The following is a 20,465-nucleotide window of genomic DNA, read 5'->3' on the forward strand; positions in this document are numbered from 1 at the left end:
GTTTATTTTATTATTTAATTATTTACTAAATAGATTTTTGTATATCTCTGTGTATTGCTTAACAGGGATGATTTCAAGATCTTTTAAGATTTCCTTAGGAACTTCATCTAAGTAACGTTCATTTTTTTCTGGTAAGAAAATCTTTCTAACTCCACCACGGTGCGCTGAAATAGTTTTCTCTTTAACACCACCAATAGGAAGAACTTTACCTCTTAAAGTAATTTCACCAGTCATTGCTACTGATGGACTTACTTTTTTATTAGTAAATGCTGAGATAATAGCTGTTGTTAATGCTGTACCAGCACTTGGTCCATCTTTTGGAATACCACCACTTGGAACGTGTACATGAAGATCTACTTTTTGGAATATTTCATGATCAATACCAAATTCAGTAGCATTAGCTTTAACATAACCTAAAGCAACATTAACTGATTCTTTCATTGTTTCTTTAAGGTTACCAGTAATCACAACATTACCTTTACCACCTTGAGCGATACTTACTTCAATCGGTAATAAATCACCACCGTATTGTGTATAAGCCATACCATTTACAATCCCAGGAATTGTAACTTCATCTTTTTGAGTATAGTCAAAGATTTCTTTTTTAAGGTAGTGTTTAACTTCTTCTACACCAATTGTTTGCGTTTTAAGTTTCTTATCTCTTAAAGCAGCAACTAAGAACTTACGAACGATTTGTTTGATAACACGTTCAAGACTTCTTACACCAGCTTCTTTAGTAAAGTGCTTGATAACGTGCATAATTCCTTCATCAGTGAAACTTAATTCTTCAGGAGTTAATTCTGCTTCTTTAAGCGCTCTTGGAATTAGGTAGTTTTTAGTGATTGATAGCTTTTCGTTTTCAGTATATGAAGTTAATTCAATAATCTCCATTCTGTCATATAAAGCTTCAGGGATACCTTCTACATAGTTTGCAGTCGCTACAAACATTACATTAGATAGATCGTAATCTTCTTCAATGTAGTTATCATTGAATTTGTTGTTTAACTCTGGATCTAATACTTCTAGCAATGCTGCTGTCGGATCACCATGGTTTGTTGATCGACCCATCTTATCAATTTCATCTAATAAGAATAACGGATTAGTCACACCAGCTTTTTTCATTCCTTTGATGATTCTACCAGGCATAGAACCTACATAAGTTCTTCTATGACCACGGATTTCAGATTCATCATGAACACCACCTAAAGAGATTTTTACGAACTCTTTATTAAGCGCTTCAGCAATTGATTTAACTAATGATGACTTACCAACCCCTGGAGGACCAACTAAACACATAATCGGACCTTTAGCGTTTTTAGAACGCATTGCTAAAGCTAAGTATTCAACAATCTTTTCTTTAACTTTAGCAAGACCGTAGTGGTTATCATCTAAAGTTTTAGTTACTTTGTTAATTTCAAAATTATTTTCTTTAACTTGCCATCAAGGTAAGTTGATTAATCAATCTAAATAAGATTTGATTACATTACCTTCTTGAGACATTGGAGCAGTTGATTCGTAGCGATCAATTTCAGTTAAAATACGTTCCTTAATATGTTTTGGGTAAGGATTTTCTTTAACTTTAGCTCTGATATTGTCGATATCATCTTCGCGATTTGTGATATCACCCAATTCTTCTTTAATTGTTTTTAATTTTTCACGAAGATAGTATTCATTTTGTTGTTTAGTAAGCTGTTTTTTCATTTTCAGCTCAATCATTTTTTCAACTTGTTTTACTTCTTCGTTACGTTCTGAATTTTTAAGATTACTTTGAGCTTTTTTTCAAAGTTTGAAATACAATTCAAAACGATCTTTAACATCATCAAGTTCTAAGAATGATTGTTGGTTGTGTTCTGATAAGAAATTAAATCCAATTTTATTGTTTGCGTTAGCAACTAAATTCATTGAGATTAAATCTCAATCATTAACTTCTAAATCACCTTTAGAAATATTTTTTAATTCATCAGAATCTTCTAGTAATCCTTCTTTTAGAATTAGATCACATAAATCTTTAGGCTTGATTGATGAAACAGTTTTACATACTGAATAACCAATTGGATCGGTATATTCTTCTAACTGAACATTCTTAAGTCCAGTTGTGCTAATTTTAATTCTTTCAACACCTCTAACGGTTAATTCGTAAGCAATTTCACCAGTATCACTGTCAATTAGTTCTTTGATTTTGGTAATTTCACACAATGTTCCGTATTTGTAAATGTCATTAATCGTTGGTTTATCGATTGTGTCATTTTTTTGAACAACAACTAAAATTTTCTCACATTCTTGTTTAGAAGATTGTGTCTTACGTTTAGCTTGGTCTTCTCTGATACTTTCTCTTAGCTTTTTAATAACTTCTAAAGATCGTGCCCTACCAATATTTAAAACATATTGGTTATAAGGGAATACAACCATTTTTCTAGAAATAATTAAATGTGCTTTTTGTGATGATTTTGTTGCTGCCATGAATTTATTGTGTTTTTTCCTTTCAAACAAAACTATATGAATAATATTATAGCACGATAATTAGCACTCTTATTATTTAAGTGCTAATTTAGGATGTTCTTTATTTTTTTAGGTTTTTTTGAATGATTAAATCAACTGTTTTCTTATTGATAATCATTGATTCAAAAAGTTCTTTTTGACCTGATAAATAACCTTTAAGAGCTTCTAATTGATCTTTTTGTAGCTCTTGATTATTAGTCATTGTCTTGATTTGTTGTTCAATTTCTTTTTGAACATCTTCTTCAGTAGCTTCTACTTTTTCAACAGAAGCAATTTCTTCAAGAACTAAAACTAGTTTAATTGCTTTAGTAGCTTGTTCAGTTAAGTTGTTGTAAAGTTGTTCTTTAGTTTTGTTTTGAATCTTAAGAGCATCATCTACAGACATCTTAATTTGTGCCATTTGATTTTCAAATTGACGGTATAGAAGTTGTACTTCACGATCAATTAAAGTTTTTGGAATGTGTGAGAATTCACATTTGTCAACTGCAAATTGGTTTAACAACATTGTGTTCATTTGACTAATGCGTTCGTTTTTATTAATCTCAATTCTTTGCTTAATATCTTGTTTAGCTTCGTCAAGAGATTTATATGAAGTTCTCATTATTTCATTAAGCTTTTCAACAGTCATTTCTGGCAATTGAACTTCTTTAATTGCGTTTAACTTAACTTTGAATAATACTGGTTTACCAGCATATGTTTTTTCATGATAATCTTTAGGGAATGTTAAATCTAGGTTACGTTTTTCCTCAACTTTCATTCCAACCATTTGATCTTCAAAACCAGGGATAAATGAATTAGAACCGATTTCTAATTCATAGTTCTTAGCTTTACCACCTTCAAAAGCTTTACCATCGATTTCACCAGAAAAATCTAAGAAGGCAATATCACCTTTTTCTAAAGTAGAACCTGCAGCTTTATCAACTAATTTACTAGCTGATTTAAAGATTCTTACAAGTTCTTTTTGTAATTCTTCATCATCAACTGGTTTAGTTTCAACAAAACCACTAATTGATGAATAATCCCCAAGTTTTACTGTCGGAACAGTTTCAAAAGCATAACTTAAAGTTAATTTTTGATCATCAAGTTCAATAACTTCAACATCTGGACGTTCTTCTAGCACTTCTTCAGATTCAGTTAATTTTTCTTGTTTAACTAATTCTGTGTAGATTGGTTGAGTTAAACTATTGATCGCACGATCATATACGTTAGCATGGTTAATGTATTTAACAGCTTCATTAAAAGGTACATGACCTTTTCTAAAACCTTGAATTTTTACATTTTTAACAGCCGCATTAAGCTTTTTTTGATATGCGTCTGTTCAAGTTTTTTGATCAACATCCAGGATGTATTTTACTTTATGATCAACATTGTTTTTTTCGCGAATTTTAAACATGACTATTTTGAATTACAAACATTATTTTACTCGTACTATTTTACAATAATAAAATTTTATTCATTAATACAACTTAGAATGACATCATAAACAACTGAATCGATCTTGTCATTTGGGGTTTTATTTTCAAAACAGTTATTTACATATCTAATAATCCCACTAGCTAATTCTTTAGCTTTAGCTAGATCAGGATAACTAGGATAGTATGTCTGCATAATTGTATTTGTAATCTCACTTGCTAATTGTTCTTTTGAAGGATCCTTATAGAAACTATCTTCAACTTTATCTAAGATTTCATTGAAATAATCTTGTGTACCAATTGCCCAGATATCATTCTTAGTTAAACAGACTTCATAAGTTTGTTTAAGCTTATTGTTATAAACATTAAACTTGATATTATTGAAAGCTTCAATATTTTGAAGTAATTGCGCTGCTAACAATTTTGAACTATTATCATATGTCTTGGCAATAAAGATATGTCGAAAAAATTCAAAATCATCAAAATTTCAATAATTTTTTTCTTTAGTAGCTAAATAATCGAAATATCAAAGGTTATCTGGAAAATTGATTATTGTTTTATTAATCAACTCTTTTTTATCAAGCTTTTCAAGTCAATCAAACTCATCTTCATACATCTTTCTTTTAGTAATCAATAAAGCTTGATTGAAATAATCAATTAAATCTAAAGGCAAATAATCAGTATCAAGCTCTTCTTGAATACTTGCTAAAGCTTTTTTATAAAGCTTTTTTTCAAGATCCTGGTTGATTAATTCTAATAATGAAAGATAAAACCTAATCTGTTCGTTATCATTATCAGGATTAGATTTAATAGCTTGTATGATCTGATCAATGCTGTTAAATGTTTGTTGTTGATTATTCTTTGTGTTCATCGTTTTTGTGTGGTTTGATTTTTTCTTTAGCTTCACCTGACACTACAATGTAATATTGCAAGTTAGTTATACCGATCTTATCAAAGTATTCTTTTAATTGTTGATTGATAGAATCAGGTATCACTAAAGTATTTAGGTTTTTTTTGTTTCTTGATTGATTATTAATGAAATAAATATGTTCATGCACTTCGTGTTTGATAGTGTAATAACGTTTTAAATCATGCGAAGTGTTAAGGAATGAATCAACAATATTAAGTTGAATGAATGTTTGTAAAACATTATAGATTGATGAGATATTAGGTCTTGTTTTGGTTTTTTTAGCAATATGTTCTACAATATCTTCAATCGAATGATAATTAGAATCATCTAATAAACATTCTAGAATCAGTCTTCTAGGCTTGGTGATTCGATATTCGTTTTTATTAAGGATTTTTAGATAATGCTGAATTTGATTAGCTTTACTCATTTACTAGTCCTTTAATAAATTTTTTATCATTAATCATTTGGATCTCTTCTTTATATAAAGGGATCTCACCCTTAATTGGATCATCGATTCAAGGTGTTTCTAGAATAATCACTTTATCCTTAATTTTTTCATGATAAATGAAGTTGATTAAGTTATCAAATCCAATAAGACCATAACCAATATTAGCATGGCGATCTTTTTTAGAACCCTTAGGGTTTTTAGAATCATTTAAATGGATCACATGTAAGTATTCTAAGCCGATTACTTGATCAAATTGGTCGATAATTCCTTGAGTATCAGATAGATCATAACCAGCATCATGAACGTGACAAGTATCAAAGCAAACACCGATTCTTGATTTGTCGTCAATTCTATCGATAACATACTTAAGATCTTCAAATTTTGAGCAAATTTGTTGACCTTTATCTGCCATTGTTTCTAGACAAATAATTGTTTTGGTTGTTTGCGCGATCGCTTTATTTAATTCATTTACTAAATGATCTAATGCTTGAGTTTTGTTATCAACATTTAAAGCTGAACCTGGGTGTAGAACAAAATACTTAGCACCTAGTTCATATGTTCTATGCAATTCGCTGACAAAAAACTCAAAACTTCTTTTTCGTTTAACTTCATCGCCATTCGCTAAATTAATTAAATAAGGAGCGTGCACAACATAGTTATCATCTAAATCGCCTAAATTGTTGTTTTTTAAGTATTCTTTAGCTAAATCTAGTTTGAATTCAGTAGTGGGTACTCGTTTAAAACTTTGTGGCGGACCGCTATAAAACATAAAAGTAGTTGCATTATAATCAACAACCGTTTTTACCATTTCAAGCATAAAATCAGGTCTTTTAGCTCCAACAAAGCAACCTAAATACTTTAATTTTTCTGTTTTCATATATAAATAAAAAAACCATATAGGTTTTATCGCCTATTGGTTTAATTTTAATTTGTTTTATTTTAAAAATTACTTGCTTTCAACAACAACGCTAACTTTAGTTCTGTTACCCATAAATTTAGTGTAACGAACAACACCGTTAGCTAATGCGAATAGCGTATCATCTTTACCTTGACCAACATTTTTACCAGGTCAGATTTTATTACCTCTTTGACGGTAAATAATTTGACCAGTTTTAGCTTGTTGACCATCAGCGATTTTAGCACCTAAAAATTTAGGGTTTGAATCACGTCCGTTTTTAGTTGAACCCACACCTTTTTTAGAAGCAAAAAATTGAAGGTCTAAGTGAAATCAGATTTTTTTCATTATTATTTTCCTGTAACGATTCTGTTAGTTTCATCAATTATCTTGATGTTTTTATCATAGACTGAAGCAATCACTGATAATTGTGTTTTAATAACATTGATTGCGGTTAAGTTTTTTATATTAACTTCAAGCAACTCTAAGAAGATTGAATTATTTTCTTGATTTTTAATTACCTTAACATCTTCAGGTTTAAAGTAATTAATCCCACCAAAAACAATCGCACTAACTCCTGCGCACACAATATCGCGACCGTGGTTGTCAAAAAAAGCGTGACCTGAGATCTTAATTGCGCTTGCATAAAAAGTTATGTCAATCATCTTATATATCTTATCCGTGCTTGATTTCTACAACTTTAAGCTTAGTGTATGGTTGTCTGTGACCGTATTTTTTTAAGTGGTGTTTTTGTGAGATATGCTTAATTACATTAATCTTCTTTTGTTTACCTTGTTTAACTACTTCACAAACCACAGAAGCTCCAGCTACGAATGGTTTACCAAATAAGCCGTTTACAAAATAAACTTTATCAAAAACAACTTTAGCACCTACTTCTGAATTAATTTTTTCAACGTAGATTTCATCGTTTAATTTAACACGGTATTGTTTTGAACCTGATGCAATAACTGCAAACATTTTATTTTTTTCCTCCAGATAGACTCGTTATGATGGCGATCAATAGACATTGATACTTTATATTATTAACCACTTCTAAACGGTTGAAACTAGATTTTATTCTAATTTTGCTTATTTTTAAAATAAGTCTTATATATTATATCAAAAAAATCAACTACATCAGATTTGATTCATCAACATTAACCTGATTTAATTCGTAATAATAACCTTTTTTAGCAATTAATTGCTCATGGTTACCACTTTCAACAATCTTACCTTGTTTCATTACAAGGATGTTATCAACATTGATAATTGTTGATAATCTGTGCGCTATTAAGATTACGGTTTTATTTTTCATTAATTTAAAAATCGCATCTTGAATATTTTTTTCGGTTTTCGAATCCACACTTGAAGTGGCTTCGTCCATGATTAAGATTTCTGCGTCTGATAAGAAAGCTCTTGCTAATGCGATTTGTTGTAACTGACCACTTGATAAATTAGTTTGGTTTTCATCGATATAAGTATCATAACCATCTTTTAAATTATCAATAAAATCGTGAATTTTAGCATCTTTAGCTGCTTGTATCACTTGTTCTTTAGTAGCTTTTTGATTAACGCAAGCAATGTTGTTATAAATCGTATCACTAAACATAACACTATCTTGCAACACTACACTAATCATTTCGTTAAAATGATATTCATCAATTTTGGTGTAATTCATATCATTAAGATAAATATGTCCCTTAGTTGGTTGATAATATCTTGATAAGAGATTCATAATCGTAGATTTGCCTGAACCAGTTTCGCCAACAAGTGCTATTGAACTGTTAGCTTTAATTTCAAAGCTAACATCATTAATTGCTAAGTTTTTATCATCATATGAAAATGAAACATTTTCAAATTTAATAGATTCAAGTTTATCAATCTTTTGTTTTTGGTATTCAAACTTTTGTTTTAAATCTAAGAATTCTTTAATTCTTTTGATCGAAACAAAAGTTACTTGAACATCAGCTGCTACTCTGAATAGATAACCTAATTCACCTAAAGCAAATCTTAACATTAAGTTAAAGATCGTAATTAATCCTAGATTAATATCTTTAATAAAATAAACTGGTGATCCTGAAGGGATATTTAACGCTTGAAATAATAAAGAGAATACAAACCCAGCAATAATAATGCTATCTTCAAATAAAAAATTGATCGGATAGATTGTTGAAAATATTCTAGACGATCTCAAGTTAGCTTTTAGATATTGATTACATAATTCTTTAAATTCTTGATTAACGATATGAATAATATCTAATGATTTAATCAATTCATATTGTTGAATATGTTCTTCGATAAAAGTCGAGATCTTTTCATAAAGATCTTGAGTTTTCTTTTGACGTTTGTTGGCAACTTTAATTACTACCAATTGCACAATAAACATAAATACCATTAATCCTAATATGATCAATGTTAAGTATGGCGAGATTACAAATAGAGCAATAATAATAAAAGTTGCTACGATCGGTGTTGAAAAGATCTCACTTAAGAATGTTGATAAGTTAGTTGATATTAGATCAATATCAACTGAGATCTTATTAATGATCTCACCGTGCATGATCTTTTCAAGGGTTAATAAATCGATTTTATGAATCTTTCTAAATACGATATCTCGGATTCTTACAGTAGTGTTATACGCAGTTTTAATCGCAATCTTAGCACTAGTAACATGACAGATAAATAAAACTAAATACAAAGCTGCTGAAATCCCTGTAAATTTTAATAGTTTAATTCAATTCTCTTGTGCTACTATAGGATTTTCTAAAGTGATATTAACAAAGATATTTTGAATTACATACCCAAAGATAATTGAACCTGTGATTGTTAATAATGACTTAAAAGTAGTAAAGATCATCATCAAGATAAGCGCTCGCTTATCTTGTTTTAAGAATTGAAATAAGTGCTTAACTTCTTTCATTAAACATCGTCTCCAATCTTTTTTTGTGAATCATAGATCTCTTTATAAACATTACAGTCACTTAATAAGTTAATGTGGGTATCAAAACCTACGACATTACCTTTATCTAGAACAATAATCTTATCAAGATCTTTAATGTTTCTAATCTGTTGACTGATAAAGATTTTAGTTTTGTCTTTGTAGTTATCCAAGATATTATCAAGCACTTTTTTAGCAGTAATATTATCAAGTGCAGTTAGCGAATCGTCAAAGATCATGATCTTACTGTCTTTGATTAATGTTCTAGCAATACATACTCTAGCTTTTTGACCACCAGATAAGTTGTTGCCAAATTCTACTAATTGATGATCTAATTTATCACTAAAATTATTGATAAATTCATCTGCGCAAGCGTAGTTAATTACTTGGTCGATTTGTTTTTGTGTCGCTTGTAAATTAGCTTTAACTATATTTGATTTGATCGTTCCTGAAAATAATAACTTCTTCTGGAAGTCATAACTAACATTTTTTCTAATGTGCTTAATATTATATTGATTGATGTCAATACCATCAATAAAAATCGAATTATCATTAGGCTTTTTAATGCCAGATAACAATGAACAGATTGTTGATTTACCAGAACCAATTGAACCAATAATTCCGATGTTTTCACCTGGATTGATCATTAAATTAATGTTCTTTAAAACATTAAAATTGTTTTGTTCATACTTATAATTTAAATTCCTAAATTCGATTTTACCAACAATCGGATTGGTTAATTTATTTTTATCTAAATCTTCGTTTTTTAACTCTAAAATCTCTTTAAAACGGTGTTGAACTGGTCTTGTTTTAATCATGTTTAAAGCATAATCAGCAATCGCAATTACAACATAACTACTAAATGTTAAATAGTTTAAAAACCCAATCACAGTACCTGGACTTAGATTTGAATTAACTTTGTTTAAATAACCTGAGGTTACTAATACAAGTGTAATGAAAATGTTTATAGCTAAAAAGATTAAATGATACATTGAAGTAAGGATTAAATCAGCTCTAATAATTGATTTAAACCAACTCTTATGATGATCATCATATCTTGCTGTTTGGAATTCTTCCAAGTTAAAAATTCGAACGACTTTAAGTCCAGTAATGTTTTCACGAATCACTTGATTTAAATTATCAAGTGATTTGTAACTATCTTGATAATGATCCTCAGTTTTTCTAGATCCTCTAACAATAATGAAAATAATTAAAGGAATAAAAATTAAATAAATTATCGATAAATATGGACTCAATGCGATTGAAAAACTTATGTATACAAGTAGTTCAAAACAACATTCAATCATATATACCAAAACATTGATAGCGGTTTTTTCGAGTTTCGCATAATCAACATTAATCCGATTAATTAATGTTGATTTTTTATAACCATAGAATTCTTCTAATGAGAGATTATTAATCTTGTAATAGATCTGGTTTTTAAAAAGATTAGAAGCTAATAATGTTTGTTTTAACAACATTATTCTTCCGATAATTTTAATAATAAAACTAAAGATGATTAAACCAAAACTAAAAGCAGTTAGATTAATAACTGCTTGAATTTTATTCTTAGGATCTGGAATTAATCAATCTGCTTGTTTTTCACCGCCAATAATATCAACAAAACTTTCAATTAAACGAACAACATAACCAGAAGCAATCACATAAGCAATACAAAAACTAATACCAATAATGGTAATAATTCAGTTTTTTAATTTGAAATTTCTTAATATGTACTTCATTTATTCTGAAAGTCAGTTATAAATCTTATTTCTTAGTTCTAAGAAGAACTTACGTTCATCATTAATTATTTGATTAGTTCCAAAATGGTATTTAGAATAAGCTAAATCAACTACACAAAAATAGTTCATGATGATACTTGAATAAGTAAATAATGTGTATTGATTATTAAATTTTTCGTGAAACTCGTTGATGATATCTAATAATTGTTTTTTAAAATCAGCAACATTGCTACATTGATCGAAATTAATATATGGTCTAGTTAATTGCTCTGCGATCTTTGGTAATCGTTGTGAATTCTTAATTCTTTCTAGATTAGCTTCGTAAAAATTTTTTATTTCGCTAAAATTAAAATTGTCTAAAGCATTTAGACACTCAACGAAATATTCTTTAAATTTCGTTGTCGCCTGATCTAATTTATTACTCATATAATTTGGGATAATAAAACTAAAAGAATTATAAATTATTTAATTTATAATACACAACTCAATGGGGATGTCAAGGCTTCGACATGATTGATAAACTTATTGGTTCAGTAGGGTCTGCCCTTTATAGCTCAAGGTAAAAATAACCGACAAAACATCTAAACAACTAGCTGAAGAAAACTTTGTTTTAAATCAGTTAGGAAACAACTACGCTTTAAATTTCTAAATAAATAATATATAAAAAGCGGGCTTAATTTTCTTATAAAAAATTAATGCTAATTCGGATAAAACTAAATTTTGTTCTTGTTTGAAGTTTTACTTATTAATATGGATTAATAAGTTTTATATTAAGCAATTACTACGAACTAAATAATTGAAGTTTATAACTTAGTTCTAAAAAACTAAACTTCTAAACTGTAAATAAAACTAATCTGATGAGTCGATTGTGGAAACGGGTTCGATTCCCGTCATCTCCACCATTAATACAAAACTTTACCAATCTTCTTTAACTAATTGTTAGAGAAGATTTTTTATTTTATTGTCCCTTTATTTTGTTTTTTTGTCCCGATATATTACACTTTATAAAAAGCGTTTAGATTAGAAAAATATAAAAGGTGCTTGAATTATGAAAAAAGGTTATGTTATAAATTTGATTAAATATTACGCAGAGCACAATCACCCAGGGTTTAGAGCGCAGGCTTATCAGATAGCTAACGAATTTGAAAAGATTGGTGATTTAGAATTATCAAGCTATATCGTAAGTTTATTGGCAGGTGATTTTAGTTTCTTTCCTCAGATTGTTGAAAGTGATTTACAGTTCATAAAAAAGATTGATCTTTGAAAAAATTCATTACCTTTACCAACTGAAATCGAGAGTGATATTATCGGAATAATTAATGCTACTAATCGTAAGATTGGTGTTAATAAATTCTTGTTTCAGGGAGCACCTGGAACAGGTAAAACCGAAACTGTAAAACAAATGGCGGTTATCTTAAAAAAGACATTATATACCGTAGATTTTGCAAATTTAGTTGATAGCAAACTTGGAGAAACTGTAAAAAATATTAATAGATTATTTGATGAAATCAATAGAGGTATTGACCCTAGTAATTCAATTATTTTATTTGACGAAATTGATGCGATAGCTATGGATCGAACTAACTCAAAAGATCTAAGAGAAATGGGTAGAGCTACTACTGCTATACTTAAAGGTTTGGACGGCTTAAATGAAAAAATTATTATTGTAGCTACAACCAATTTATACGAACACTTTGATAAAGCACTTACTAGAAGATTTGATTCTGTTATCAACTTTAATCGTTATTCTAAACAAGATCTAATGGAGATTGCTGAAATCATCTTAAACAATTATTTATCTAAATTTGATAACGTTACTAAAAACATTCGTTTGTTTAAGAAAATCATCGAATTACAAGAAAAGATTCCTTATCCTGGTGATTTAAAAAATCTGATTAGAACATCTTTAGCTTTTAGTGATCCAAACAGCGAATATGATTATCTAAAAAGGTTATACGAATCAATAACAAATGATCGAACTAAAGATCTATCAAATTTAAAGAAAAAAGGATTTACTGTTAGAGAAATTGAAATCCTAACAGGAATATCTAAAAGTCAAGTATCGAGGGAATTAAATAGAAAATAAAAATGATTCAATAATAAAAAACCTAAAAAAGTATATAATGATGCAGGTCTTTGAGGAATTAGCATAAACTCTAAGGAACGTTACGATGGAAGCTCTGATGGACCAACTAAATTCGCTATAGTTATTACTATCAAAGAAGTAAACGGCAAAAACAGAATTCATGATTTTATTAGAGGTTCCATAGCAAGAGAATGAATCGTTAATGAAATCGATATCAACGAACGAATTATTATTAACAATAAATCTGAAGACGAAATTGATTGAGAATAATTTTAATTATTTAAATCATTCATATCTTTACCAACAAAACATAAAAAAATATTGGTTTTTAAACCAATATTTGATTTTGTTTCATTATTTCAATAAGTTCATTAAAGATCTCATTAATTTCTTCTGTAGTAAAGGTCTTATCAATTTGTTTTAAATAACATCTAACTGTGTATTTAATCGGTTGATAAAGATCATTCTTATCAGCTTTTTTAGATCCATCAAAGATTGAGATAATCTCTCAATTCGATAACTTATTGAAGTTGTTAGCAATTTTGATAAAACAATCAAAATTCTCTTCTTTTTTCAATTGGAAGGTAATATCACGACTCACTCTTTGGTGATGATCATACCCTTCATATGTTCTAGTATAACGGTTAATTGAAGTAATCAAGCGTTCTAGGTTGATATCTAAACAATAGATATCTTGATCAGCTAAATCAAATTCTTTTAAAACAGATTTTTTAATCTTACCAATATAACCGATTGTCTCATCATACACAACCAGTTTTAATGAATCATTCTTAACTAAATAAGTGTCATCATTAATCTCTTGGTAATTACAATTAAACCCAAAGTTTTTAATAATGATATCACTAATCCCTTTCATCGTGATTAAATCGAGTTTAACACCAGAATTAGGATCATATGTATTATTAAATAAGTTATTCGTAGCAATTAAACCAATATGGTGGTTGCAACTATTTTTAGATAACAAAGTTTGAATCTCAAAGATTGGTTCTAACTTATTTTTGTATGATTGGTTTAATTGGTAGATCTCTAATAAATTAACTAGAATATTTTGTCGGTAATATTGTCTAGTTTCTGATATCGGGTTGGATACTACAATCGGGTCTTGGTATCTAAATAAGTTTAATAACTGACATCTTTTTTGAGATGTTAAGTTATATGTTCTGACATGATTGAATTTTAATGAACGCAGTTTTTTAGATAATTTAGTTAATAAATCATCCGTTTCATTATTTACTTCTAATAAATAATCAGCCTTAATTGGGATCGGTTCGAATTGGTTAATATTTAAAATCTTTAACAATTCTTCAACTAAGTCTTGTCAGTTATAAATATCATTACGATAACTTGGTACCTCAATAATGTCATTCTTAACTAAGAAACCAAGATTAGTTAGATATTTCTTAATCTTTGCATCAGATAAATAAACACTAGCACCTAGTAAGCTTCTTATCTTATCGTAATTAACCTTAACTTGTTGGTTATATTCATCAATACTGATTTGTTTAGTAATTTCTGATAATTGACTATTAGAAGATCTATCAATCAAATATTGATAGATATATTCAATCGTCATCTTAGTTTGGTATAGTGAGATATCTTTTGAAAAAAGATTAGCACTTTTAGTTGAAATCTTATGGAAATTAGCAGTTTTTCTTATTTGGTATTTATCAAAATTACCAATCTCAATGAAATAACTTGTGGTGTTTTCATCAATTGCTGTCGCTTTAGAACCAATTACACCTGCTAGTGCTATGATTTTTTCAGAATCAACAACAATCAGATCACCTGGTTGAATCATATACTTCTTGTTATCTAATGCCAGGAATTCTTCTTGTTTGACTGCTTCAATTAATTTAACCTCACCCTTAATTTTATCAGCATTATGAATATGGAAAGGGTTAGCAGTAAACAATGGAATTAGATTAGAAAGATCAACAATATCATTAATCGGTTTGATTTGATTGTTAATCAAGATCCCTTTAGTGTTTCAAGTTGATTCTTTAACTTGATGGTTTCTTAAATGAATCCCGCCAAAGTATTTAGCTTTGTTATTAGTTTCATCAGCTACTTTAATATCAATTTGATGAAAGTCAGCTTGTTTATGCGTGCCAATTACCGAAACATACTTAAGGTTTAAATAAGCTGATAATTCTTTAGCTAAAAATCTAACCCCATACCAGTCAGGACGGTTTGAAGGTAAAGAAATATCAAATATCGTATCATCGATATTTAGATATTTATAAACATCTTCATCACCTAATTTGGCTTTATCTAGAATGATGATATTTGAAGCATCTTTAGCGGATAAGTATTGTTTGTATTCAGGATTAAGATCAGCATAAGAACATAATAAGCCGTTCGTATTAACCCCACGGTAGTCACTGTTTATAACAGTGATTCCGCCAGGTAATTCTGCACCTTCTTTAGCAACAATAACGTATTTGTTAATTTGTTCTTTAGCATCAGATAAATTTGGTGATTCTGATATCACATTAATGAAATCATTATCATCAATCTGAATACTACAGATATTATCATTTACTGAGTGCGGGTGTTTTTTAATATTAATGATCTTCCCGATTACTAAATAATCGATCTCATTGAATTTTTTAACCGATTCAACTTCAGCACCAATCGCATTCAATGCTTCAACAATTTTATTATCATCAACCTTAATGATTGATGGTATGAAATTAGATATAACTTTTTTTGATAACAACATAATTTATTTACTCATAAAACTGTTTGTTGAATCTGAAATCATTAAGATAAAAATCCCTGATATCAGTGATGTTATTTTTTAACATCGCAACGCGTTCAATCCCGATTCCAGCAGCTATTCCAACCATCTCTTCTGATTTAATGTTAGCCGCTTTTAACACATTAGGGTGTAATACCCCAGAACCCATAATCTCGATTCAACGAGTTCTCTTACATAAGAAACAACCATTTTGACAATTTCAGCATTCTACATCAACTTCAAAACTAGGTTCAGTGAATGGGAAGTGTGATAGTCTAAAACGAGTCTTAAGATCACTACCAAACATATGTTCAATAAATTTAGTAACGAATCATTTTAAATTGGCTAGTGATAAATTCTTTTTCACTCACATAAAATCCATTTGCATGAATTGATGTGAATGAGTAGCATCATCCGTATCATTACGATAAACATTACCAAAGCTAATCACGCGGATATCTTTGTGTTTATTCATCGCTGAAATCGCTTGAATCGTTCCTGCTGTACAGTGAGTTCTTAATATCTTTTTATTATCAATATAAAACGTATCAGTAGTAGCTCTACCTGGATGATCCATAGGAATATTAAGATCATCAAAACAATGCTTAACTGTAACTAGTTCAGGGTAATTAACAATTGTAAAGTTGAATTTTTTAAAAAATTCAACGATCTGATTAATCACTAAATTTAATGGATGCATTGAACCATCTACTAAATTGAGCGCTGGAATCATTAGATCATAGTTCGGTTTTTGAACTTGATCACTATCTACTTCTAACGAACTTTGTTTAGTTTCAAAGATTTCGTTGATCTTAGTTTGCAATAAGTTTAAATTCTTACCAAACGCTTTTTTTTCTTCTAAGTCAACAATCTTTTTAAGCTCACCAAATAAAGGTGTTACGTGTTTTTTTATAAAGATGTTTTTAGTTACAATTAGCTCTTTTTTTTCTTTAATTGAACTAATCGTCTTATTAAAATCATCAATGATAAGTTGAATATTCTTCATATACTGATAATTTAAGTATTAAGGTATAAAAAAGATATTTAAAGTCGTAAGAGCTTTAAATATCTTCATTAACGCGTTCTAAAATAACGTTGCTAACTCTAAAGTATTCTTTAATTAATTCTTTAAAGTTTAAACGCATTAAACTAATTAGAGTTAATAATTCGTCAATAAATTTTTGACAAGATCATCAATCTTCCATTGATAAGCAAAGTTCGTAAAGTTCTAAAAAACGTTTTGATGCTATTAAACTTGAAGGTTTTTGTTTTTGTGGTTTAACATCAACAACGTAATTAAGTTCACTTTTCTTACTTTCATCAATTTCAGATTTAAATTGAATAAGAAAACTTAATGACAAGTGTAAAACGATAGCGCAAGCTTCTAAAACTTCAGGACGATTTAAGTCTTGTTCATCTTTTCAAAACTTATACGACTTAGTTACATTAGCTAAGTTACCGATTTCTACTGCTAATCACAATCTTCTTTGTTTTTGATTTTTCTTATAAGAGCTTTTAGTTATTTTGAAGATCTTATTATCAAGCTCTGCTTGTTCTTCTATTAACTTTTCAAGATCTAAAAGCATATTATTTATTTACCTGTAACTTCTTTAACAAATTTTTTGAAAGCTTCTGGATCGTGAATCGCAATTTCAGATAACATCTTACGGTTTATAGTAATGTTTTGTTTCTTTAATAGATTGATGAATACAGAATATGTAACACCTAATTCACGTAAAGAACCATTTAAACGTTGAATTCATAATGCTCTGAATTCACGTTTCTTGTTTTTTCTGTCTCTGAATGCGTATTTAGCCGATTTAATTACAGTTTGCTTAGCAACTTTATATGATGCGTGACGAGTACCGAATGTTCCTTCGGCTTGTTTTAATCATTTCTTTCTTCGTCTTCTAGTTGTAGGTCCGCCTTTTACTCTCATTATTATTTACTCCTGTATTATTTAGAAATTAATTCTTTGATTCTCTTGTAATCAGTTTTGTGCACTATAGCATCTTTTCTTAGATGTCTTTTTTGTTTAGTGGTTTTGTTAGGTGCTAAATGAGAAGTGTAAGCTTGTTTTCGCTTAATTTTCCCTGATTTAGTTATTTTAAAGCGCTTTGCTGCTGCACTTTTAGTTTTCATTTTTGGCATAGTGATTAACCTGTATTAAGTAGTTTTTATTATTTATATTTATTCAGTAGTTGTCTCTGGATTTGACTCAGATTTCTTTTTATTGTTTTTAGCAGGTATAAATACTGCTTCATACATATTTCGAGAAACCTTAGTGTATGGTTTTTGAATCTCAGCGTGATCTTTGATGATCGCATAAAACTTATCATGAACTTCTTTAATTAACTCTTCACGAGTAATCATTCTAGAAAAAGCTCTAATAGTAAATTTCACATGGAAACCATCATCTAATCATTCTAATGATTTCTTAGCACGTCATTCGATATCGTGATCACCAACACCTGCTTTAAAGTTAATTTCTTTAACTTTAACGACTGTTTGTTTTTTCTTGTTATCACGTTTCTTTCTTTTTTGTTCATAAACGTGCTTACCATAATCCATTAACTTGGCAATTACAGTGTCAGAATTATTTGAGATCACAACAACATCTAAACCTTTACTATCACCCATAGCTAGTGCTTGATCTTTAGATACAACACCTAAGTTAGTTCCGTTTTCATCAATTAATGTGAAACTATTAAACTTAATATTTTTGTTAATAGGTGGTAAGTTTGGTTTTGGTCTTTTACTTCGTTGATTGTTATTTTGACTCATATATTCCTTTATAAATAAAAAATGTCACACTACAAACGCAGCGTGACCATTTATATATGTATGTAAATATATACAGACCTAAAAAATGAATCTGATATCAACCATGATCTACATTTAAGAGATTTAGGTGAGCGTTACACTGCTTTGCTTGATATGTCTTTGATGATTCGATTTTGTTATACAATCTTTAATTCAAATAATAAATATATTTGAAGATCATCTCTGTAATTATAACAAATTAAAGCTTTTTTAGCTTAATCAAATTTATTTTTTTATTTGATTGATACACACTTAGTAACAATCAAGCCCCTAACGGGATTAAGAATAGGCTGACTGTTCAAGCGTATTGGCATATAGAATAAATTCCAATGCTAATAAAACTAAACAATATAAAGACTATTCCCAAGATAACCTTAATAATCGATAGTTTGTTCATATAATAAAAATTTAAATAACTTAATTATTATATCAAAGGGATATTTTTATATTTTGTTCTTTTCTATTAATACATTAAATTGTGGTTATTAAGAATAATTGCTAAATTAAAGTAATTATCAATTTAACTTAATAAGATAAAAAATATCAAGCAAATGCTTGATATTTTTTGTTAGTTGAACTTAAGATTTTTCTGAAAGAAAAGGTGTTTTAACAAATGGAAGAGATTTTAATAAAATTTTTTGATCCATTAACTTAGTTCTAAGTTTTTTTCTGGTATCTTTATCATTTTTTAAAAGCTCTTCTCATTTATCCTTTGGTCATTGAATTAGATTAGCAAATTCTTCAACACGTTTTAAATAATAATGTCTTGCGATAATACTAGCAGCAGCCACACTGACATAGTCGCTTTCAGCCTTAGATTTCATAATTTCAATCGGAATTTTTTCCTTGACATTAATTTCATCTAAGATTTCATTATATTTATTAGGTTCACAGAATTTATCTAAAACGACTGGACAATTGATATCATACTTATTCTTAAACATTAACAATGTTTCATTATGCATATAAACTTGAACAATAGACATATTCTTATTGAATAGAGTAATCAGATGATTTATTCCTGTTAATTTATCACCTTCATAAACCACATATTTAACATACGGCTTTATTTGTTCATATATTGTATGAATTTTAGTGTTGCCAATCTTTTTTGAATCCTTAACACCTAGATCTAATAGTATTTTTTTATATTCATCCTTAACTAATGCAGCGCAAGTTATCATTGGTCCTATTGGTTCTCCTAAACCAACTTCGTCACAACCTATTGTTGCTTTAGATTCAGATAAGATCTGTTGTTGGTTTAAGTTATCAATTTTATTTGATAACTCTTTTATCTTTTGATCATTTTGATTTATAGTTTTATTTAATTTATCAACAAATAAATTAAACTTATTGCTAATTGAATTAAAACTATTTCGAATGTCGTTTAATTTATTATTAAAAGTTTCTTCTTTTTTATTAAATAAAGCTTTTAAATCTTCATTTTTGTTATCAAAAATTTTTATAGGATCATTTATGGGAATCTGTTTGTTTTCAGATTGTTGGGTAGTTAAATCATTTTCTTTTTTAACTTCTTTTAGTTTTTCTTTTTTGTTATTAATAACATTATTCGAAATATTAGAAGTTTTTTTATTTTTCCCAATAGTACTATCTGATTTTTTAGATGAATTTAATAATGTTCTAACCTTTTCTTTTAATTTATCAATATAAATTTTAGGATTAGATATTTTCGAAACACGAAAAATAATTTTTCTATTCGAAGTATATTCACACTCGATATTTCGATTCTTGTATTTGAAAGAAAAAGCATCTTTAGAAGATTCATGTTCTGAATTTATTTGTGAAATAAATTCAAAATCTAATTTAGATAAGTTTTCTTTAAATCTTCGATAATCTTGTTCATTAACTTTTAAAGCATTGTCGCTTTTGTTAGAGTTAATAATAAACTCCTTTGAATTAACTTGTTATTTTAAAGATAACAACCTCAAAT

At 28.4% G+C, this 20,465-nt stretch carries 19 protein-coding genes and 1 other RNA gene; 2 read left to right on the plus strand and 18 right to left on the minus strand.

The window, feature by feature from the left end; all coding sequences use genetic code 4:
• Positions 1-18 precede the first annotated feature (18 nt).
• From lon to NMG68_RS02070, 11 genes are all read right to left on the minus strand, one after another.
• Positions 19-2,460 carry an endopeptidase La gene (lon, locus tag NMG68_RS02020; RefSeq protein WP_255034289.1) on the minus strand — a complete coding sequence of 814 codons (2,442 nt, stop codon included), beginning with the start codon at positions 2,458-2,460 and terminating at the stop codon, positions 19-21.
• 100 nt (positions 2,461-2,560) lie between these two features.
• Positions 2,561-3,892, minus strand: coding sequence for a trigger factor (tig, locus tag NMG68_RS02025; RefSeq protein WP_255034290.1), 1,332 nt, complete (start codon positions 3,890-3,892; stop codon positions 2,561-2,563).
• Between the two features lie 56 nt (positions 3,893-3,948).
• Entirely contained in the window at positions 3,949-4,782 is an 834-nt protein-coding gene (locus NMG68_RS02030) for a DUF3196 family protein (RefSeq protein WP_255034291.1), read from the minus strand.
• Positions 4,766-5,248 carry a transcriptional repressor gene (locus NMG68_RS02035; RefSeq protein ID WP_255034292.1) on the minus strand — a complete coding sequence of 161 codons (483 nt, stop codon included), beginning with the start codon at positions 5,246-5,248 and terminating at the stop codon, positions 4,766-4,768. Before NMG68_RS02035 ends, NMG68_RS02030 begins: the two co-directional genes overlap by 17 nt.
• Positions 5,241-6,146: a deoxyribonuclease IV gene (locus NMG68_RS02040; RefSeq protein ID WP_255034293.1), complete on the minus strand. Its 906-nt coding sequence runs from the start codon at positions 6,144-6,146 to the stop codon at positions 5,241-5,243. Before NMG68_RS02040 ends, NMG68_RS02035 begins: the two co-directional genes overlap by 8 nt.
• 69 nt (positions 6,147-6,215) lie before the next feature.
• Positions 6,216-6,512, minus strand: coding sequence for a 50S ribosomal protein L27 (rpmA, locus tag NMG68_RS02045; RefSeq protein ID WP_255034294.1), 297 nt, complete (start codon positions 6,510-6,512; stop codon positions 6,216-6,218).
• A gap of 2 nt (positions 6,513-6,514) precedes the next feature.
• Entirely contained in the window at positions 6,515-6,829 is a 315-nt protein-coding gene (locus tag NMG68_RS02050) for a ribosomal-processing cysteine protease Prp (RefSeq protein ID WP_255034295.1), read from the minus strand.
• Positions 6,830-6,839: 10 nt separating this feature from the next.
• Entirely contained in the window at positions 6,840-7,142 is a 303-nt protein-coding gene (rplU, locus tag NMG68_RS02055) for a 50S ribosomal protein L21 (RefSeq protein ID WP_255034296.1), read from the minus strand.
• A gap of 154 nt (positions 7,143-7,296) precedes the next feature.
• Entirely contained in the window at positions 7,297-9,084 is a 1,788-nt protein-coding gene (locus NMG68_RS02060; RefSeq protein WP_255034297.1) for an ABC transporter ATP-binding protein, read from the minus strand.
• Entirely contained in the window at positions 9,084-10,844 is a 1,761-nt protein-coding gene (locus NMG68_RS02065) for an ABC transporter ATP-binding protein (RefSeq protein ID WP_255034298.1), read from the minus strand. The genes NMG68_RS02060 and NMG68_RS02065 overlap by 1 nt, the downstream gene beginning before the upstream one ends.
• Entirely contained in the window at positions 10,845-11,270 is a 426-nt protein-coding gene (locus NMG68_RS02070; RefSeq protein WP_255034299.1) for a hypothetical protein, read from the minus strand.
• A 63-nt stretch (positions 11,271-11,333) separates the two neighbouring features.
• Here NMG68_RS02070 and ssrA point away from each other — a divergent pair.
• Together ssrA and NMG68_RS02080 are read left to right on the plus strand one after the other, a co-directional pair.
• Positions 11,334-11,746: a transfer-messenger RNA gene (gene ssrA, locus NMG68_RS02075) on the plus strand.
• A 146-nt stretch (positions 11,747-11,892) separates the two neighbouring features.
• A complete protein-coding gene (locus NMG68_RS02080) occupies positions 11,893-12,930 on the plus strand; it encodes an ATP-binding protein (protein ID WP_255034300.1) in 1,038 nt (345 codons plus the stop codon).
• A 328-nt stretch (positions 12,931-13,258) separates the two neighbouring features.
• Here the strand turns inward: NMG68_RS02080 and pheT are convergent, their stop codons facing one another.
• The 7 genes from pheT to NMG68_RS03895 all read right to left on the minus strand — a co-directional run bounded on the left by pheT (position 13,259) and on the right by NMG68_RS03895 (position 20,418).
• Complete coding sequence (gene pheT, locus NMG68_RS02085; RefSeq protein WP_255034301.1) at positions 13,259-15,673, minus strand: phenylalanine--tRNA ligase subunit beta; 2,415 nt, start codon at positions 15,671-15,673, stop codon at positions 13,259-13,261.
• A 7-nt stretch (positions 15,674-15,680) separates the two neighbouring features.
• Positions 15,681-16,697: a phenylalanine--tRNA ligase subunit alpha gene (pheS, locus tag NMG68_RS02090; protein ID WP_255034302.1), complete on the minus strand. Its 1,017-nt coding sequence runs from the start codon at positions 16,695-16,697 to the stop codon at positions 15,681-15,683.
• A gap of 55 nt (positions 16,698-16,752) precedes the next feature.
• Positions 16,753-17,277: a dUTPase gene (locus tag NMG68_RS02095; protein ID WP_255034303.1), complete on the minus strand. Its 525-nt coding sequence runs from the start codon at positions 17,275-17,277 to the stop codon at positions 16,753-16,755.
• A gap of 5 nt (positions 17,278-17,282) precedes the next feature.
• Positions 17,283-17,630 carry a 50S ribosomal protein L20 gene (rplT, locus tag NMG68_RS02100; protein ID WP_255034304.1) on the minus strand — a complete coding sequence of 116 codons (348 nt, stop codon included), beginning with the start codon at positions 17,628-17,630 and terminating at the stop codon, positions 17,283-17,285.
• A 17-nt stretch (positions 17,631-17,647) separates the two neighbouring features.
• Positions 17,648-17,842, minus strand: a complete 195-nt coding sequence (gene rpmI, locus NMG68_RS02105) for a 50S ribosomal protein L35 (protein ID WP_255034305.1) — start codon at positions 17,840-17,842, stop codon at positions 17,648-17,650.
• Between the two features lie 39 nt (positions 17,843-17,881).
• Positions 17,882-18,475 (minus strand): translation initiation factor IF-3, encoded by a 594-nt coding sequence (gene infC, locus NMG68_RS02110; RefSeq protein WP_255034306.1) that lies wholly within the window; start codon positions 18,473-18,475, stop codon positions 17,882-17,884.
• Between the two features lie 617 nt (positions 18,476-19,092).
• Entirely contained in the window at positions 19,093-20,418 is a 1,326-nt protein-coding gene (locus NMG68_RS03895) for a ribonuclease H family protein (protein ID WP_316242951.1), read from the minus strand.
• Between the last annotated feature and the right edge of the window lie 47 nt (positions 20,419-20,465).

Origin of the sequence: Mycoplasma bradburyae (assembly GCF_024338845.1) — a bacterium.
Lineage (GTDB): Bacteria > Bacillota_I > Bacilli_A > Mycoplasmatales > Mycoplasmoidaceae > Mycoplasmoides > Mycoplasmoides bradburyae.